This is a genomic window from Streptomyces sp. NPDC005303 (assembly GCF_040607335.1).
Classification (GTDB): Bacteria; Actinomycetota; Actinomycetes; order Streptomycetales; family Streptomycetaceae; genus Streptomyces.
This window is the reverse complement of sequence record NZ_JBEXGM010000001.1, coordinates 595,604-611,964: the sequence shown is the minus strand read 5'-3', so window position 1 is coordinate 611,964 and position 16,361 is coordinate 595,604. Positions and strand designations below refer to the sequence as shown.

Genomic DNA, 16,361 nt, shown 5'->3' with positions numbered 1-16,361 from the left:
GGGGACACCAGCCATGACATCCATGAACAACGACGACACCTTCCTGCTCACGCCGCCCGAGCCCGTGGCCGCGGTGCCGCGTGAGAAGGCCGGCGGGCTCGTCCCCGTCGACGACTCCGTCCGCACCGACATGGCCCAGAAGGCCTCCGCGTACGTCGAGGGACTCGCCACGCTCGACGCCCGCTCGCCCGAGTTCGCCGGCAAGGTCGGTGAGATCACCGCGCTCGGCAGCGGCGAGATGCGCGGTGCCGCGGCGCAGTCCAACCGGATGCTGGAGCGGACCGTGCGCAGCCTGCCGGACCAGGGCGGGGACGCCCAGTCCCAGGTGGCGCGCTCACTCGTCGAACTGCGGCGCGTGGTCGAGGACCTGGACCCGAGGGACCTGCCCGCCGCCAAGGGACGCAAGTTCCTGTCCCGGCTACCCGGCGGCAACAGGCTGCGCGACCACGTCGCCAAGTACGCCTCCGCGCAGGGCACGTTGAACAGGATCGTGGGCTCGCTGCGCGGCGGCCAGGACGAACTCCGGCGGGACAACGCCGCGTTGCAGACCGAGCGGGTCCGCCTGTGGGAGACCATGGGCAAGCTCCAGGAGTACGTCGTGCTGACCGAGGCCCTGGACCAGGCCGTCGAAGGGCACATCACCGCCGTAGGAGATCCCGAGGCCGCCGACACGCTCCGCGCCGACGTGCTCTTCCCGGTCCGGCAGAAGCACCAGGACCTGCTCACCCAGCTCGCCGTGTGCGCACAGGGCTACCTCGCGATGGACGTCGTACGCCGCAACAACGAGGAGCTGATCAAGGGCGTCGACCGGGCGGCCACGACCACCGTGTCGGCCCTGCGGATCTCCGTGATGCTGGCCTCCGCGCTCGACCACCAGAAGAAGGTCATCGAGCAGGTCAACGCCCTGCGCGGCACCACCGAGGACCTGATCCGGGGCAACGCCGAGATGCTCGCCGGCCAGAGCGGGGAGATCCAGCGCATCGCGGCCGACCCGGCCGTCGGCGCCGAGACCCTGCGGAGCGCCTTCCAGCAGATCTACCGCACGCTCGACGCGATCGACACGTACAAGGTCCAGGCGACCGAGGTGATGGCGGCGACCGTGGAGTCGCTGACCTCCGAACTCCAGCAGGCCAGTGGGTACCTGGAGCGCAGCCGCTCTCAGGGCGCCCTGGAGGGAGGCCTCGGATGAGACGACACGCACTCGCCGTCTGCCTCGCGGCACTCGGTCTGCTCACCGCCTGCACGACCCACGGGGACGGGATCAGCGGTGTCTCGACGCCCGGTGTCCCCGTACCCGCCGAACCGGGCACCGTGCGCGTCCTCGCCTCCAGCGAGCTCAGCGACATGACGCCGGTCCTCGACCAGGTCGAGAAGGACACCGGCATCAAGGTCCGGCCGACGTACCTCGGCACCCTGGACGCCGTGGACATGCTCGCCAAGGGCACGGCCGACGGCGACTACGACGCCCTGTGGCTGTCCTCGAACGACTACCTGCGGCTGCGCCCCGACGCGGCGAGGAAGGTCGTCTCCGAGACACCCGTCATGTCGAGCCCGGTCGCGATCGGGGTGAAGTCCGCGAAGGTGAAGGCCCTCGGCTGGAAGCCGGCCGACGTGACCTGGTCCCAGATCGAACAGGCCGTCCAGGACGGAAGGCTGACGTACGGCATGACCGACCCGGCCCGCTCCAACTCCGGCTTCTCCACGCTGGTCTCGGTGGCCTCCGCCCTCTCCGGCGCCCAGTCGGCGCTGACGGACGCGGACGTCGAGAAGGCCACCCCCCGCCTGAAGGAGTTCTTCAAGGGCCAGAAGCTGACCTCGGGTTCCTCGGGCTGGCTGGCCGCGGCCTACGACCGGCGCGGCGACGTCGACGCCCTCCTCAACTACGAGTCCGTCCTCAAGGGCATCCCGGGTCTTACCGTGATCCGCCCCCGCGACGGCGTGATCACCGCCGACTACCCGGTCACCTCGCTCAGGTCCACGAGCGCCCGGACCCGCGAGGACGTCAGCCGGCTGACCCAGGACCTGCGCACCGAGAGGATCCAGCGGCTGATCACCGAGCGCACCCACCGCCGCCCGGTCGTCGCCTCGGTCCCTCCGGCGAGCGGCCTGGACACCACCCGCCGCCGCGAACTCCCCTTCCCCGGCACCCGTTCCGTCGCCGACGGCCTGCTCGACTCCTACGAGAACGAACTGCGCCGCCCGTCGCGGACCGTGTACGTCCTGGACACCTCGGGTTCGATGGAGGGCGATCGCCTGGACCGCCTGAAGACGGCCCTCGCCGACCTCACCGGCGACTTCCGCGAGCGCGAGGAGGTCACGCTGATGCCGTTCGGATCGGAGGTGAAGAGCGTACGGACGCACGTGGTCGAGCCCTCGGACCCACGCTCCGGCCTGGCCGCGATCCGCGAGGACACCTCGGCGCTGTCGGCCGACGGCGACACCGCGATCTACACCTCGCTGGAGAAGGCGTACGACCATCTCGGCGCCGGGCGCGACACGTTCACGTCGATCGTGCTGATGACGGACGGCGAGAACACGGCCGGGGCGCAGGCGAAGGACTTCGACGCCTTCTACGCCCGGCTCGGCCGGGAGGCCCGGGACATCCCCGTCTTCCCCATTCTCTTCGGCGACTCCGACCGTTCCGAGCTCGCCCACATCGCCGAGCTGACCGGCGGCCGCCTCTTCGACGCCCGGCAGGGCTCGCTGGACGGCGCCTTCGAGGAGATCCGTGGCTATCAGTAGATACCTGGAGTCCCGCAAGAACATCGCGGGGAGCGCCTGCGGACTGGTCGGCCTGGTGCTGACCTTCACCGGGGTGGCGGGCCCGTACTGGCCCGTGGTCGTGGCCGGTCTGTACGGCGCGGGCGCACTGATCGCCCCGCCGGAACGCCCATCGCTGCCGGACTTCCCGGACCCGTCGGCCCAACTGGACGAGGTACGGGGGGACTTCGAGAAGCTGCGGGGGTATCTGACGGACATCGAGCTGTCGGTCACGGCGGCGGCCCGGCTGCGCGAACTCAGCGAGCTGCTGGACGCGTTGCTCGACCAGGGCTGGAGCAAGGAGCTGCTGGCGCACGACCCGGAAGGTGTGCACTCGCTGTCCCGGATCGTGCGGCGCGACCTGCCCGAGGCCGTCGACAGCTTCGTACGGACCCGGTGGTGGACCCGGATGACCCCGGGCACGGAGTCCCCCGAGCTCCAGCTGGAGCAGCAGTTGGGCCTGATGAAGCAGGACGCACAGCGACTGGCGGCGGCGCTCCGGGACACGGAGGCCCGCCGTCAGGAGACCCACACGCGGTACCTGGAGGACCGGGGCGGGCACCAGGAGCTCAGCGGCGGCTGATACGACTGAACGCTGTCGCCACGACGGCCCTGGCCCTGGCCTGGAACGACCGGTGGCAGCACGCCCCGCACGCCGTTGTGCGGGGCGGTTCGTGACTCAGGGCCTGTCGGCCCTCGTGCCGCCACCCGCGGCCGGCCCGTGACGATCACGGGTCAGGGCTCCCATCGGGGGCCGGCCGCGGGGGTTCTCGGGGGACGTCAGCCCAGGCGCTGCACCAGCGCGCGGTACTCGTCCCACAGCTCCTTCGGCGTGTGGTCGCCGAAGGTGTTGAGGTGCTCGGGAATCAGCGACGCCTCCTCCCGCCACACCTCCTTGTCGACCGTGAGCAGGAACTCCAGGTCGGAGTCGGCCAGATCGAGGCCCTTGGTGTCGAGCGCGTCCTTGGCCGGCAGGATGCCGATCGGGGTCTCGACGCCCTCGGCCTTGCCCTCCAGCCGCTCCACGATCCACTTCAGAACGCGGCTGTTCTCGCCGAAGCCGGGCCAGACGAACTTGCCCTCGTCGTTCTTGCGGAACCAGTTGACGTAGTAGATCTTCGGCAGCTTCGACTGGTCCTTGTCCTTGGCCACGTCGACCCAGTGCCCCATGTAGTCGCCCATGTTGTAGCCGCAGAACGGCAGCATGGCGAAGGGGTCGCGGCGCAGCTCGCCGACCTTGCCCTCGGCGGCTGCGGTCTTCTCGGAGGCCACGTTGGCGCCGAGGAAGACGCCGTGGTTCCAGTCGAAGGACTCCGTCACCAGCGGGACCGCGGAGGCGCGGCGTCCGCCGAAGAGGATCGCCGAGATGGGCACGCCCTTGGGGTCCTCCCACTCGGGCGCGATGATCGGGCACTGCGCGGCCGGGGTGGTGAAGCGGGCGTTGGGGTGGGCGGCGGGGACGCCTGACTCGGGCGTCCAGTCGTTGCCCTTCCAGTCGGTGAGGTGGGCCGGGGTCTCCTCCGTCATGCCCTCCCACCAGACGTCGTTGTCGTCGGTGAGGGCGACGTTGGTGAAGACGGAGTTGCCCCACAGCGTCTTCATCGCGTTGGCGTTGGTGTGCTCACCGGTGCCGGGCGCGACGCCGAAGAAGCCGGCCTCGGGGTTGATCGCGTAGAGGCGGCCGTCCTCGCCGAACCGCATCCAGGCGATGTCGTCGCCGATCGTCTCCACGGTCCAGCCGGAGATCGTGGGCTCGAGCATGGCGAGGTTGGTCTTGCCGCAGGCGGACGGGAAGGCGGCGGCGACGTACTTGGACTCGCCCTGAGGCGGGGTGAGTTTGAGGATCAGCATGTGCTCGGCGAGCCAGCCCTCGTCGCGGGCCATCACCGAGGCGATGCGCAGGGCGTAGCACTTCTTGCCGAGCAGGGCGTTGCCGCCGTAGCCGGAGCCGTAGGACCAGATCTCGCGGGACTCCGGGAAGTGCGAGATGTACTTGGTGGAGTTGCACGGCCAGGGAACGTCCTCCTGGCCCTCCTCCAGCGGCGCCCCGAGAGTGTGGACGGCCTTGACGAAGAAGCCGTCGGCACCGAGCTCCTCGAGGACCGGCTGTCCCATGCGGGTCATGGTGCGCATGGAGACGGCGACGTAGGCGGAGTCGGTGATCTCGACGCCGATCGCGGAGAGGTCCGAGCCGAGCGGGCCCATGCAGAAGGGGACGACGTACATCGTCCGGCCCTTCATCGAGCCGCGGAAGACGCCGTTCTCCCCGGCGAAGATGTCCCGCATCTCCCCCGGTGCCTTCCAGTGGTTGGTCGGCCCCGCGTCCTCCTCCTTCTCCGAGCAGATGAAGGTGCGGTCCTCGACGCGCGCGACGTCGGTCGGGTCGGAGGCCGCGTAGTAGGAGTTGGGGCGCTTGATGGGGTCGAGCTTCTTGAAGGTGCCCTTCGCGACGAGCTCCTCGCACAGGCGCTCGTACTCCGCTTCGGATCCGTCACACCAGACCACGCTGTCCGGCTGCGTCAGTTCGGCGATCTCGTTCACCCACGAGATCAGTTCCTTGTGCTGGGTGGGGATGACGGGGGGAGCCGCGATGTCGCGCGCCACGATTGCTCCTAGGTGAGGGATTTTTTGTTTGGAGGCCCCGTGGGGGCTGCGACCCGGATGCTTCTCGCGCCTTTTCGGTGGTGACCTTTGCGCTCATCCGGTGCCGACCGCACTCATTTGATCATCCGACCCGAGCGCCCATCTGTCCAGAGGGCATCACAGGTGAGCGGAGTGAGGATCGCCACGCTTTCGATGTACACAGCGCGTTTATTTGCATGCACTTAGCGTTCAGACAACCGTTTCTTTACTGGTCAACTCCCGTGAGATGATGGCCACTCTCGGCCGCTCCTCACGCAGTACTCATGCGTAACTTACGGTCCCGTAGGTACGATGCCGGGCATGACGCCGCCCGCCCACGACGCCGAAGCGCCCTCCCTGCCCCACCAGATCAAGCAGCACGCCCACGACCTCGCCGAGCCCATCAAGCCGAAGCTGCGCGGCTGGCTCCACCTCGGCATGTTCCCGACCGCACTGATCGCGGGACTGGTGCTCACCGCCCTCGCGGACTCCACCAGAGGCCGGATCGCCTGCGGGATCTTCGCCCTGACCGCCTGCCTGCTGTTCGGCGTCAGCGCGCTGTACCACCGGGGCACCTGGAGTCCCCGCATGGACGGCGTCCTGCGACGGCTGGATCACGCCAACATCTTCCTGATCATCGCGGGCACCTACACGCCGCTGACCATGCTGCTCCTGCCGGGCAGCAAGGGGCGATGGTTGCTGTGGGGCATCTGGGGCGCCGCGGTGGCCGGAATCCTCTTCCGGGTCTTCTGGGTCGGCGCCCCACGCTGGCTCTACACCCCCTGCTACATCGCGATGGGCTGGGCTGCGGTCTTCTTCCTGCCCGACTTCATGCGCGCCGGCGGGGTCGCGGTCCTGGTCCTGGTCGTCATCGGCGGCCTGCTCTACAGCGCGGGCGGCGTGATCTACGGCATCAAGCGACCGAACCCGTCACCGCGCTGGTTCGGCTTCCACGAGGTGTTCCACTCCCTCACGGTGGCGGCGTTCATCGTCCACTACATCGGCATCTCGCTGGTGGCGTACCAGCACACGTAGACCGCCCACAGCGTTCGAGGGCCACGGCTGCGAGCCGTGGCCCTTTTTGCATGCCCGATTCGATTGACAGCAACTAACTTTTGAGAGCTACTCTCATTTCATGGACACTCTCACTCCGGACCCCCGCCGCTGGTGGGCCCTGGCCGCCCTCGTCGCGAGCATGCTCACGCTCGGCTTCGACCTGACGATCCTCAACGTGGCGCTACCGACCATGGCCGCCGACCTCGACGCCGGAACCGGCGCCCAGCAGTGGATGGCGGACGCCTACGTCGTCGTCTTCGCGGCCCTGATGCTCCCCGCGGGCCTCCTGGGCGACCGGTTCGGACGGCGCCGGATGCTGATCACAGGACTCGCGATCTTCCTCGCCGGATCCCTGGTCGGCGCACTGGCCGGCGACGTGAACGCGGTCATCGCCGCCCGCGCGGTGATGGGCGTCGGCGGCGCCCTGGTCACCCCGCTCGCGCTCTCCGTCCTGCCCACGCTCTTCGCTCCCGAGGAGCGCACCAAGGCCGTCGGCATCGTCTCCGCCGCCTCCGCGCTCGGCCTGCCGCTCGGCCCGATCATCGGCGGCTGGCTGCTCAACCACTTCTGGTGGGGCTCGGTCTTCCTGGTCAACGTCCCGATGGCCGCGATAGGCATCGCCGCCTGCGTCTTCCTCCTCCCCGAGACCCGCGACCCCTCCTCCCCCAAGGTCGACGCCCTCTCCACCGCCCTCACCGTCACCGGCCTCGGCGCCCTCGTCTACGCGATCATCGAGGCCCCCACCCGCGGCTGGGGCGACCCGCTGGTGCTGGGCATGCTGGCGGGATCCGTCGTCCTGATCGCCGGACTGGTCCTGCGCGAGCGCCGGATCGAACGGCCCATGCTCGACATGACCCTGCTCACCCACCGCGGCTTCCTCTTCAACGCGATCGCCGCGACCCTGGTCAACTTCATCCTGTCCGGCCTGCTGTTCGTGCTGCCGCCCTTCCTCCAGGCCGTCCTCGGCCACGACGCCCTCGGCACCGGCGTCCGCCTGCTGCCGATGATGGGCGGACTCCTCGTCGCCTCCCGCCTCGCCCCGAAGGTCGTCACCCGCTTCGGCCCCCGCGCCACGGTCAGCGCCGGCCTGGTGGTGCTGGCCTTCGCCGGGCTCCTGGGCAGCCGTACGACGGTCGGCTCCGGCTACGGATTCGTCGCGCTGTGGCTCGCCCTCACCGGCTTCGGCTTCGGCCTCTCCCTCCTCCCCGCCATGAACGGTGGCCTCAGCGCCCTGCCCCGCGACCGCGCCGGCACCGGCTCCGGGCTCCTGATGACCATGCGCCAGGTCGGCGGCGCCATCGGCATCGCCCTCCTCGGCAGCCTGCTCGCCGGCGCCTTCCGGGACCGCCTCGACGTCACGGAACTGCCCGCACAGGCCGCCGACACCGCCGGGGAGTCCGTGGTCGCCGCGCACCTGGTCGCCCAGCACACCGGCTCCGCCGATCTACTGGCCTCCGCCAACAGCGCCTACGTCCACGGCATGGGCGTCGTCCTGCTGGTCTGCGCGGTCGCGGCCCTCGTCGCCGCCCTGCTCGCGGCCGCGTTCCTGCCGGGCACACCCCGTCCCACCGAGACCCCCACCGACCCGGACATGGCTGCCGAGGAGGCCCATGCCTGAGAATGGCACCCATGACGCCCGTACACTCCTCTCCCCCCGCTGACACCCCCCAGCTGGGACTTCGCGAGCGGAAGAAGATCAAGACCCGGACAGCGATCCGTGACGCGACGTACGCGCTGATCGAGGAACAGGGCTACGAGGCCACCACGGTCGAGCAGATCGCCGAACGCGCCGAGGTGTCGCCGTCCACGGTCTTCCGCTACTTCCCCACGAAGGAGGACATCGTCCTCACGGACGAGTACGACCCCGTCATGCTGGAAGAGCTCCGCTCCCGGCCGCTGGACGAGCCGTGGATGGAGTCCGTACGGCACATCCTGCACCGCGCCCTCGACGTCTCCGCCGTGGACCACGAGGTCACCCGGCTGCGGGCCCACCTGATGATCCAGGTGCCCGCGGTGCGCGCCCGCATGATGGAGAGCATGTCCGTCACCGGCCGGCTCCTCGCCGGTGCCATCGCGGAACGCACCGGCCGGGACGCCGACGACCTGGAGGTACGGGTCCAGACGATGTCCCTCATCGGCGGTCTCACCGAGGTCTACCAGTACTGGGCGGAGAACGGCATGCAGGACGACCTGCACGGCCTCACCGACCGCGCCCTGCACGTCCTGGAACACGGGCTCCCCCCGAAAAAGCCCTGAGACCACCGCACGTCCGCATGCCATCCTGACCCGGTGAGCGCACCCGAGATCCACGTCGAATTCGCCCCCGAGCTGGCCCTGTTCGTCCCCCACGGACGCCGCCTCGGCGCCACCCCGGTCACCACCGACGGCGCCTCCTCCCTCGGCCATGTCGTGGAATCCCTCGGCGTCCCGCTCACCGAGGTCGGCGCCCTGCGCGTCGACGGCCGCGAGGTCCCGAGGTCGTACGTCCCCGTCGCAGGCGACACCGTGGCCGTCCTCCCGGTCGACCGCCCCCAACAGATCCCCGGCGCCCCGCTCCGCTTCCTCCTCGACGTCCACCTCGGCACCCTCGCCCGCCGCCTGCGCCTGCTCGGCGTGGACACGGCGTACGAGTCGACGGACATCGGCGACCCCGCCCTCGCCACCCGCTCGGCGACCGAGAAACGGGTCCTGCTCAGCCGCGACCGGGGCCTGCTGCACCGCAGGGAACTCTGGGCGGGCGCCTTCGTCTACAGCACCCGCCCCGAGGACCAGCTCCGCGACGTCCTGGACCGCTTCCGCCCCGCCCTGAAGCCCTGGACCCGCTGCACCGCCTGCAACGGCCTGCTGCGCGAGGCCACCAAGGAACAGGTGGCCGACCGGCTGGAGGGCGGCACGGAACGCTCGTACGACGTCTTCGCCCAGTGCCAGGAGTGCGGCCGCGCCTACTGGAAGGGCGCACACCATGAACAGCTGGAGGCGATCGTGGCGAACGCGCTGGCGGAGGCTAACCGCCCAACGCCACCCGCAGCGCCTCCGCGTCGGTCGTAGGCGCGTCACAGGTGAAGTGCCGGCAGACGTACGCGGTGGGCCGGCCGTCGACGAGGACCCGGTCGGCGAGCAGCGGGAATTCGCCGCTGTCCGGGGTCCCCACAGCGACGACCGCCCCCGGCGCGTTCCCCAGAAGTGCCGTACGGTGCAGGGCCTTCGTGGCCTCGTCGGCCGGCCCGGGCCCCACGATCGCGACCTCCCTCGGGCCGTCCAGGAACGCCTCCGCGACCGCGAGCCCCCACCCCACGAACCGCGGCACCCGCGGCCCGAGCGCCTTCACCACCCCGAGCGCCTTCTCCGCTGCCACCCGATGGGGCTCGGCCCCGGTCTGCGCGGCGTACGACAACAACGCCCCCGCGGCGGCCGTCCACCCGGACGGCACCGCGTTGTCGGTCGGATCCTGCGGCCGCCGGATCAGCCGCTCGGCGTCGGCGGCGGTGTCGAACAGCGCCCCTTCCGGCCCCGTGAACCGCGTCAGCACATGGTCGAGCAGGAACCCGGCGAAGTCGAGCCAGACCCCCTCCCCGGTCACCGACGCCAGCGCGAGGAACCCCTCGGCCACATCGGCGTAGTCCTCCAACACCCCCGCGTTGGCACCGGCCTGACCGTCCTTGCTGGTACGGGAGAGACGGGCCTGCTCGTCCAGATGCAGCCGTACGAGGAGATCGGCGGCCCCGAGCGCGGCGTCGACCAGGTCGGGCCGGTCGAAGTAGGCACCGGTCTCCGCGAGCGCGGCGATCGCGAGCCCGTTCCACGCGGCGACGACCTTGTCGTCCCGGCCCGGGGCAGGCCGCCGCGCCCGCGAGTCGAACAGCCGCCGCCTGATCGACTCGACCTTCTCGGCGTCGAACACGGTGTCCTGCTGAGGCAGCTGCAGCACGGACTGACCGTGCTCGAAGGTGCCCTCCTCGGTGACCCCGAAGTATTGGGCGGCCAGCTCGGCGTCCTGCTCCCCCAGCACCTCACGCAACTGCTCCGGCGTCCACACGTAGTACGCGCCCTCGACGTGCCTGCCCGTCCCGTCGTCACTGTCGGCATCCAGCGCGGAGGCGAACCCGCCCTCGGCGGTACGCAGTTCCCGCACCATGAAGTCGGCGGTGTCGAGCGCGACCCGCCGGGCCAGGTCGGAGCCGGTGGCACGCCACAGGTGGGCGTAGACGCGGCACAGCAGGGCGTTGTCGTAGAGCATCTTCTCGAAGTGCGGCACGATCCAGTCGCGGTCCACGGAGTAGCGGGCGAAGCCGCCGCCGAGCTGGTCGTGGATACCGCCACGGGCCATCCGCTCACAGGTGTCCTGGGCCATCTGCAGGGCGCCCTCGGCACCGGTGCGGGCGTGGTGGCGCAGCAGGAACTCCACCACCATGGACGGCGGGAACTTCGGCGCCCCGCCGAACCCGCCGCGCTGCGCGTCGTACTCCCTCGTCAGCCCGAGCAGGGCCGCGGCGAGCTGCTCCTCGCCGGGCGCCTGCGAGTCACCGTAGGAGATCTCCCGCCCGGCCAGGTCTCGCACGATCTTCCCCGCGACCTCGGCGACCTCGTCCCGCCGGTCGGTCCAGGCGGCCCGGACCCCCTCCAGCACCTGCCGGAAGGAGGGCATGCCCTGGCGGGGCGAGGGCGGGAAGTAGGTGCCGAAGTAGAACGGCTCGGCGTCCGGGGTCAGAAACACGGTCATGGGCCAGCCGCCCTGCCCGGTCGCGGCCTGCACGGCCTCCATGTAGACGGCGTCGACGTCGGGGCGTTCCTCGCGGTCGACCTTGATGTTGACGAAGTGCTCGTTCATGAAAGCGGCGACCGCTTCGTCCTCGAAGCTCTCCCGGGCGAGGACGTGACACCAGTGACAGCTCGAATACCCGACGCTCAGCAGGACGGGTTTGTTCGTCTTCCGCGCCTCGTCGAAGGCCTCGGCCGACCAGGGCCACCAGTCGACCGGGTTGTCCGCGTGCTGGAGGAGGTAGGGGGACGTCTCGTGGGCCAGTCGGTTCGGCATGGGGTCCATCCTGCCGCAGTACCCCTCGGGTCGGGCGTCAGGCGTGTCCCGGCGGTGACGTCGGCGAACCCTCCCCGATCACGCCGAGAGCGTTCGCCCTCTCGCCCCGATGCCCCGTCCGCAGCACACTTGACCAAGAAAGCCGTTGCCGCCGGAGGGGGACGCACATGCGGGACAGCCATCGGGCGGAAGCCGAACGGCTGTTGGGGCGGGCCGTGGAGGAGGAGGTGCGGCGATCGGGCGGGCGGGTCGACGGTGCCGTACTGCTCGCGCGGGCCCGTGGATCGCTGGACGCGATGGCGCAGTCGGCCGTCGAGGAGTACGAGGCCTACACGCACGCGCTGGACGAGGCGCAGGCCGGGCAGCTGACCTTCGGGCAGCGGTATGCGAAGGAGGCGTCCGGGACTCCCCTGCTGGTGGCGGGGGTCGCCGCCGTGGCCGCCGCTGTCGCCGACCTGGCGCTCGGCACCGACGCGGGTACCGCGCTGGGCGCGGGCGTGGTCGTAGGGGTCGTGGGTGCGGCGGCGACCGTCGTGAAGGTGGCCGGCTCGCATCTGCCGGCCGCGCACCACCGGGCGGGTGCGATCGGCCAGCCCGGCGGTCCGGAACAGCTGCGGCTGCAGTGGCTGACGGCTCTGGAGGTACGGGGGATCCGGCCCTTCCTCGACCAGCAGCGGGTGTTGAACGCGTCGACCGGGCCGAAGAAGGCGGGCCCGCGACTGCGCGGGACGGACAAGAGCGCGGCGGCCCGCGGGCGGAGTGTGCTGGAGCAGTCGTTCGGGCAACTGCCGCAGCCCATCAGCGAGTTCGCGGACCGGCGGACGGAGATGGGGCGCATCCGGCAGTGGGTGCAGGCCTCGCGTGCCACCACCGAGACCCGGCCCACCGTGGTCGTCCTGCACGGGCCGCCCGGCAGTGGCCGTACGGCACTCGCCGTACGGGCGGCGCACGACCTCAAGGACTACTTCCGCGGCGCCTGCGTCGTGGATCTGCGCGGCGACAACCCGGAGGAGTCCCCGCTGTCCACCCGGGACGCGCTGCTGCATCTGCTGAACCGGCTCGGCGCCCCGCGCGAACAGCTGCTGTTCCGTGAGCGTTCCTCCCCGGACCAGCAGGTCAAGCGGCTGAGCGAGCTGTACCACCAGCATCTGACCGGCCTGCCGGTGACGATCGTGCTGGACGACGCCTCGGACCCCGAGCAGGTCCGCACCCTCGTCCCCGAGCGATCCGACAGCCTGATCCTGGTCACCGCGCGCGAGCCGCTCGGCCTGCCGTCGGACCTCGCCGCCCATGTGCACGAGCTCCCGGTCGACGCTCTGGACGCGGCGGGCGCCGAGGAGCTGTTGGACTCGGCCGCGCAGTCCGCCACCGGCCCCTACGACGCCCAGTCCGCCGACCGGATCAGGGAGCTGTGCGGCGGACTGCCGCTGGCCCTGCGTATCGCGGGCTCGTCCCTCGGTCCGCGCTCTCCGCGCCAACTCGCCGCGGATCTGGGTGCGTACGGTCCGGTCGGGCCCGTCGAACGCGCCCTGTGGCTGCGCTACACCGATCAGTCGGAGCCGGCCCGTCGGCTGCTGCGCCGGCTCGCGCTGGCCGGGCGGTCCTCGCTCGGCGCCGCCGCGGCCGCCGCGCTGCTGGCCACCGACGAGACGGAGGCGACCCGGCATCTGGTGGCGCTGGCCCGTGCGGGCCTGATCGACCACGTCCGCGGCAGCCGCTACCGCGTCCACGACGTGGTCCGCGCCTTCGCCCAGGCCCGGCTGCTGGACGAGGAGGAGCCTGCCGAGCGTACGGCCGCGCAGGAACGCCTCATCGTGAACTACGCCGACCTCGCCGACAACGTGCTGCGCCTGGTCGACGGCAACATGTCGACCCGTTCGGACCGCTTCAGCCCGCACGGTTTCACCTCCCTCGACGAGGCGCTGCGCTGGCTGGACGACGAGTCGAGTTTCATCACGGCGGCGCTGCGGCACGCGGAGGGCGTCAATCAGGGGGCGGTCCTCAACCTGCTGGGCGCGTTGTGCGACTACTGCCTGCTGCGGGGCGACCTCTACCGCCTGGGCGAGATCAGCGAGTTGGCGCAGGCGGTGGACCAGGGGCTGCTGGTCCGTTCGGTACAGTGGCGCACGGGTATCGCCGCCCGCCAGCTGGGCGAGCTGGACAAGGCGCGCACGACCCTGACCTCGGTGGTCGACCTGTACATGGAGGCCCAGCACGACGCGGGCGCCGCGCGCGCCCTGTGCTCGCTGGGCATCACCCTGCACCATCAGGGCCATCTGACGGAGGCGGCGGCGAAGCTCCAGGAGGCGCTGGCCCTCCAGTCGCCTCCTGAGCTGGCCACGGACCGCGCCTGGACGATGCACGCGCTGGCGGCCGTCGAGCGCGACCGGGGCCGGGTGGCCGAATCCCTGGACCTCCTCACCCGCTCCCTGGTCCTGCACCGCGCGGGCGAGTCCGTGCACGGTGAGGCCTGGGCCCACTTCCAGCTCGGTCAGCTGGCCCTGCGCATGGGAGACGTACCGCGTGCGGAGTCGGAGCTCAGAACCGCCCTCGACCTGTACGGCCGTACCCGCGACGCCCGCGGTGAGGCGTGGGCGCTGACCCAGCTGGCGCGGGCTCGGCTGGTGGCCGGGGACCCGTCGGCGGCGGTGGACGGTCTGCGGCAGGCGGCCTCCCGTCACCGCGACAACGAGGACGCGCGGGGTGAGGCGTGGACGGTGTACTACCTGGGCCAGGCGTTGGAGGAGACGGGCAACCTGGACCTGTCGGTCCGCGAGCTGGAACGTTCCCGGACGATGTTCTCCCGGATGCGGGACGTCTACGGCCTGGCATGCGCCCGCCACCACTCGGCCCGTGTCACCCGTGATCAACGGGCCGCGCAGACGGGTTCGTTGCGCAACTCGGGTTTCGCCCGCCAGCTGCTGGTCGACGCCCGCGCCGACTTCCAGCGCATCGGTGTCGCCCACGGTGAGGCGTGGACCTGTCTCGAACTGGCGGTGGTCGACGCGGGCAACGGCCGTACTCCGCAGGCCCTCGCCCTGTGCGACGAGGCGGCGGTCCTGTTCGCCTCGTACGGTGACCAGCGGGGCGAGGACTGGGCCCGTTTCCTGCGCTGCACCCTGCTGCCGTACGCGGCACCGGGCGGCGTGGAGATCGGCGCGGCGGTCGCCCAGGAGGAGCTGGCGGAACTGGGCCGCCGGGAGCACGGCGCACGGGACGAGAAGCTGGACGACTACGTGGGGGCGTACGCGCTGCTGCTGGAGCGGGGTGTGAACCTGGACGCGGGCTGGCAGGCATGGCGCCTCGGCATGGTCCCGAACCGACACGCGCGCGAGGTGATGGGAGTGGGGGTGGCTCCGGCGCGGGGGTGAGGTGCGGGGGGCCTGCCGGGGCGGGCGGGGGGCTGGCCGGGGTATCTGACTGCGGTGCTGAGGCGTCACGTCGGCGGCACTGGGTGAGCCGGAGTTCGGAGGACGTCGGACTGGTGGCACGGCGCCGGGCGGGCCGCAACGCCGGGACATATCGGTGCCGGTGACGGTGTGAGGCGGTGGCATGGGCGGCCGAGAGGTCGCTCAGGCCGTGGGCCGTCCCTGGGGCGGACCGAGCCCAGGCGCGTCCGGGCTGCGGTCCGCGCCTTCGCGTGCGGACACGTCGTAGCTGTTGCCCTGCCCGACCGGGCAGGGCAACGCCGACGACGGGAAGGTCACCCCTCCCGTCATCGACCGTGCGACTCAGCCCTTGGCCGACGAGGCCCTGCCGGACGGGCTCTCGGCGGTCTCCTTGCCGGAGGTCTCGTCCGGGGACTCCTTGAAGTCGACCTTGTTCATGTGCTTGCTCATGGACTTCATCAGGGCCCACACCGCCAGGGCCATCGCCGCGAAGACGATGAAGCCGAGGACGCCGGGGGTGACCTTGTCCTCGTCGACCTCCTTGGCGAAGGTCACGAAGTGCGTCATTGCCAGGCTTGCGCTTGCGCTCATGTCAGGCATTGTCGCGGATGCCCGCAAAGAGGTCGTCCTCGGGGAGGGAGCTATCGACGAGGGACTTCGCGAGCTCGTACTCCTCGGTCGGCCAGACCTCCTTCTGGAGCTCCAGCGGAACGCGGAACCAGCCGCCGTCGGGGTCGATCTGGGTGGCGTGTGCGATCAGGGCCTTGTCGCGGATCTCGAAGAACTCCGCGCACGGGATGTGCGTGGTCAGCGTACGGTCGCGCATCGGCGAGTCGTCCCAGCGCTTGAGCCAGTCCCCGTACGGCGACTCCATGCCCCGCTCGATGAGCGCGTGGTGCAGCGCCTCGGTGCGGGGGCGGTTGAAGCCCTGGTTGTAGTACAGCTTGAGCGGCTGGTACGCCGGGCCGAACTCGGACTCGGGGAACTTCTCGGTGTCCGCCGCGCCCTCGAACGCCACCATCGAGATCTTGTGGGTCATGATGTGGTCGGGGTGCGGGTAGCCGCCGTTCTCGTCGTAGGTGGTGATCACCTGGGGACGGAAGGCGCGGATCTGCTTCACCAGTTCGCCGGCCGCCTTGTCGACGTCCTCCAGGGCGAAGCAGCCCTCGGGCAGCGGCGGCAGCGGGTCGCCCTCGGGCAGGCCGGAGTCGACGAAGCCGAGCCACTCCTGGCGGACGCCGAGGATCTCGCGAGCCTCGTCCATCTCCTTCTTGCGTACCTCGTGGATGTGCTCCTCGATGTACTTGTCGCCCTGGAGCTTCGGGTTGAGGATGGAGCCGCGCTCCCCGCCCGTGCAGGTCACGACCAGCACGTCCACCCCCTCGGACACGTACTTCGCCATGGTGGCCGCGCCCTTGCTCGACTCGTCGTCGGGGTGGGCGTGCACGGCCATCAGTCGCAGCTGGTCAGTCAAGACTCAATCCTCGTAAGTCGGCGCC

The 16,361-nt window shown here is 70.8% G+C and carries 12 protein-coding genes; 8 read left to right on the top strand and 4 right to left on the bottom strand.

The genetic code is table 11. The features are described from left to right. Nucleotides 1-13: 13 nt before the first annotated feature. The 3 genes from ABZT93_RS02885 to ABZT93_RS02875 are packed head-to-tail and all read left to right on the top strand — an operon-like array spanning nucleotide 14 to nucleotide 3,343. Nucleotides 14-1,189, top strand: a complete 1,176-nt coding sequence (locus tag ABZT93_RS02885; protein WP_356097855.1) for a toxic anion resistance protein — start codon at nucleotides 14-16, stop codon at nucleotides 1,187-1,189. Continuing rightward, nucleotides 1,186-2,742, top strand: a complete 1,557-nt coding sequence (locus ABZT93_RS02880; RefSeq protein WP_356097853.1) for a VWA domain-containing protein — start codon at nucleotides 1,186-1,188, stop codon at nucleotides 2,740-2,742. Before ABZT93_RS02885 ends, ABZT93_RS02880 begins: the two co-directional genes overlap by 4 nt. Further along, nucleotides 2,729-3,343, top strand: a complete 615-nt coding sequence (locus ABZT93_RS02875; protein WP_356097850.1) for a hypothetical protein — start codon at nucleotides 2,729-2,731, stop codon at nucleotides 3,341-3,343. The genes ABZT93_RS02880 and ABZT93_RS02875 overlap by 14 nt, the downstream gene beginning before the upstream one ends. 197 nt (nucleotides 3,344-3,540) lie before the next feature. On the opposite strand, the gene ABZT93_RS02870 is transcribed toward ABZT93_RS02875, so the two are convergent. Then, nucleotides 3,541-5,364, bottom strand: coding sequence for a phosphoenolpyruvate carboxykinase (GTP) (locus ABZT93_RS02870; protein WP_356097847.1), 1,824 nt, complete (start codon nucleotides 5,362-5,364; stop codon nucleotides 3,541-3,543). A 339-nt stretch (nucleotides 5,365-5,703) separates the two neighbouring features. Between ABZT93_RS02870 and ABZT93_RS02865 the strand changes: the two genes are divergently transcribed. From ABZT93_RS02865 to ABZT93_RS02850, 4 genes are all read left to right on the top strand, one after another. Beyond that, nucleotides 5,704-6,417, top strand: coding sequence for a hemolysin III family protein (locus ABZT93_RS02865; RefSeq protein ID WP_356097845.1), 714 nt, complete (start codon nucleotides 5,704-5,706; stop codon nucleotides 6,415-6,417). Nucleotides 6,418-6,517: 100 nt separating this feature from the next. Further along, the gene (locus ABZT93_RS02860) at nucleotides 6,518-8,056 is read left to right on the top strand and encodes an MFS transporter (RefSeq protein ID WP_356097842.1); all 1,539 of its coding nucleotides are present in this window, start codon (nucleotides 6,518-6,520) and stop codon (nucleotides 8,054-8,056) included. An 11-nt stretch (nucleotides 8,057-8,067) separates the two neighbouring features. Further along, nucleotides 8,068-8,694, top strand: coding sequence for a TetR family transcriptional regulator (locus tag ABZT93_RS02855; protein WP_356097839.1), 627 nt, complete (start codon nucleotides 8,068-8,070; stop codon nucleotides 8,692-8,694). Nucleotides 8,695-8,727: 33 nt separating this feature from the next. Then, nucleotides 8,728-9,486 (top strand): Mut7-C RNAse domain-containing protein, encoded by a 759-nt coding sequence (locus ABZT93_RS02850; protein ID WP_356097836.1) that lies wholly within the window; start codon nucleotides 8,728-8,730, stop codon nucleotides 9,484-9,486. Here the strand turns inward: ABZT93_RS02850 and ABZT93_RS02845 are convergent. After that, nucleotides 9,443-11,473 carry a thioredoxin domain-containing protein gene (locus ABZT93_RS02845; protein ID WP_356097833.1) on the bottom strand — a complete coding sequence of 677 codons (2,031 nt, stop codon included), beginning with the start codon at nucleotides 11,471-11,473 and terminating at the stop codon, nucleotides 9,443-9,445. The genes ABZT93_RS02850 and ABZT93_RS02845 overlap by 44 nt on opposite strands. A gap of 167 nt (nucleotides 11,474-11,640) precedes the next feature. Here ABZT93_RS02845 and ABZT93_RS02840 point away from each other — a divergent pair, with 167 nt between their 5' ends. Beyond that, a complete protein-coding gene (locus ABZT93_RS02840; RefSeq protein ID WP_356097830.1) occupies nucleotides 11,641-14,844 on the top strand; it encodes a tetratricopeptide repeat protein in 3,204 nt (1,067 codons plus the stop codon). A gap of 360 nt (nucleotides 14,845-15,204) precedes the next feature. On the opposite strand, the gene ABZT93_RS02835 is transcribed toward ABZT93_RS02840, so the two are convergent. Then, entirely contained in the window at nucleotides 15,205-15,462 is a 258-nt protein-coding gene (locus tag ABZT93_RS02835) for a hypothetical protein (protein ID WP_356097827.1), read from the bottom strand. Further along, nucleotides 15,455-16,315, bottom strand: coding sequence for a mycothiol conjugate amidase Mca (gene mca, locus ABZT93_RS02830; RefSeq protein WP_356098457.1), 861 nt, complete (start codon nucleotides 16,313-16,315; stop codon nucleotides 15,455-15,457). The genes ABZT93_RS02835 and mca overlap by 8 nt, the downstream gene beginning before the upstream one ends. Nucleotides 16,316-16,361: the final 46 nt, after the last annotated feature.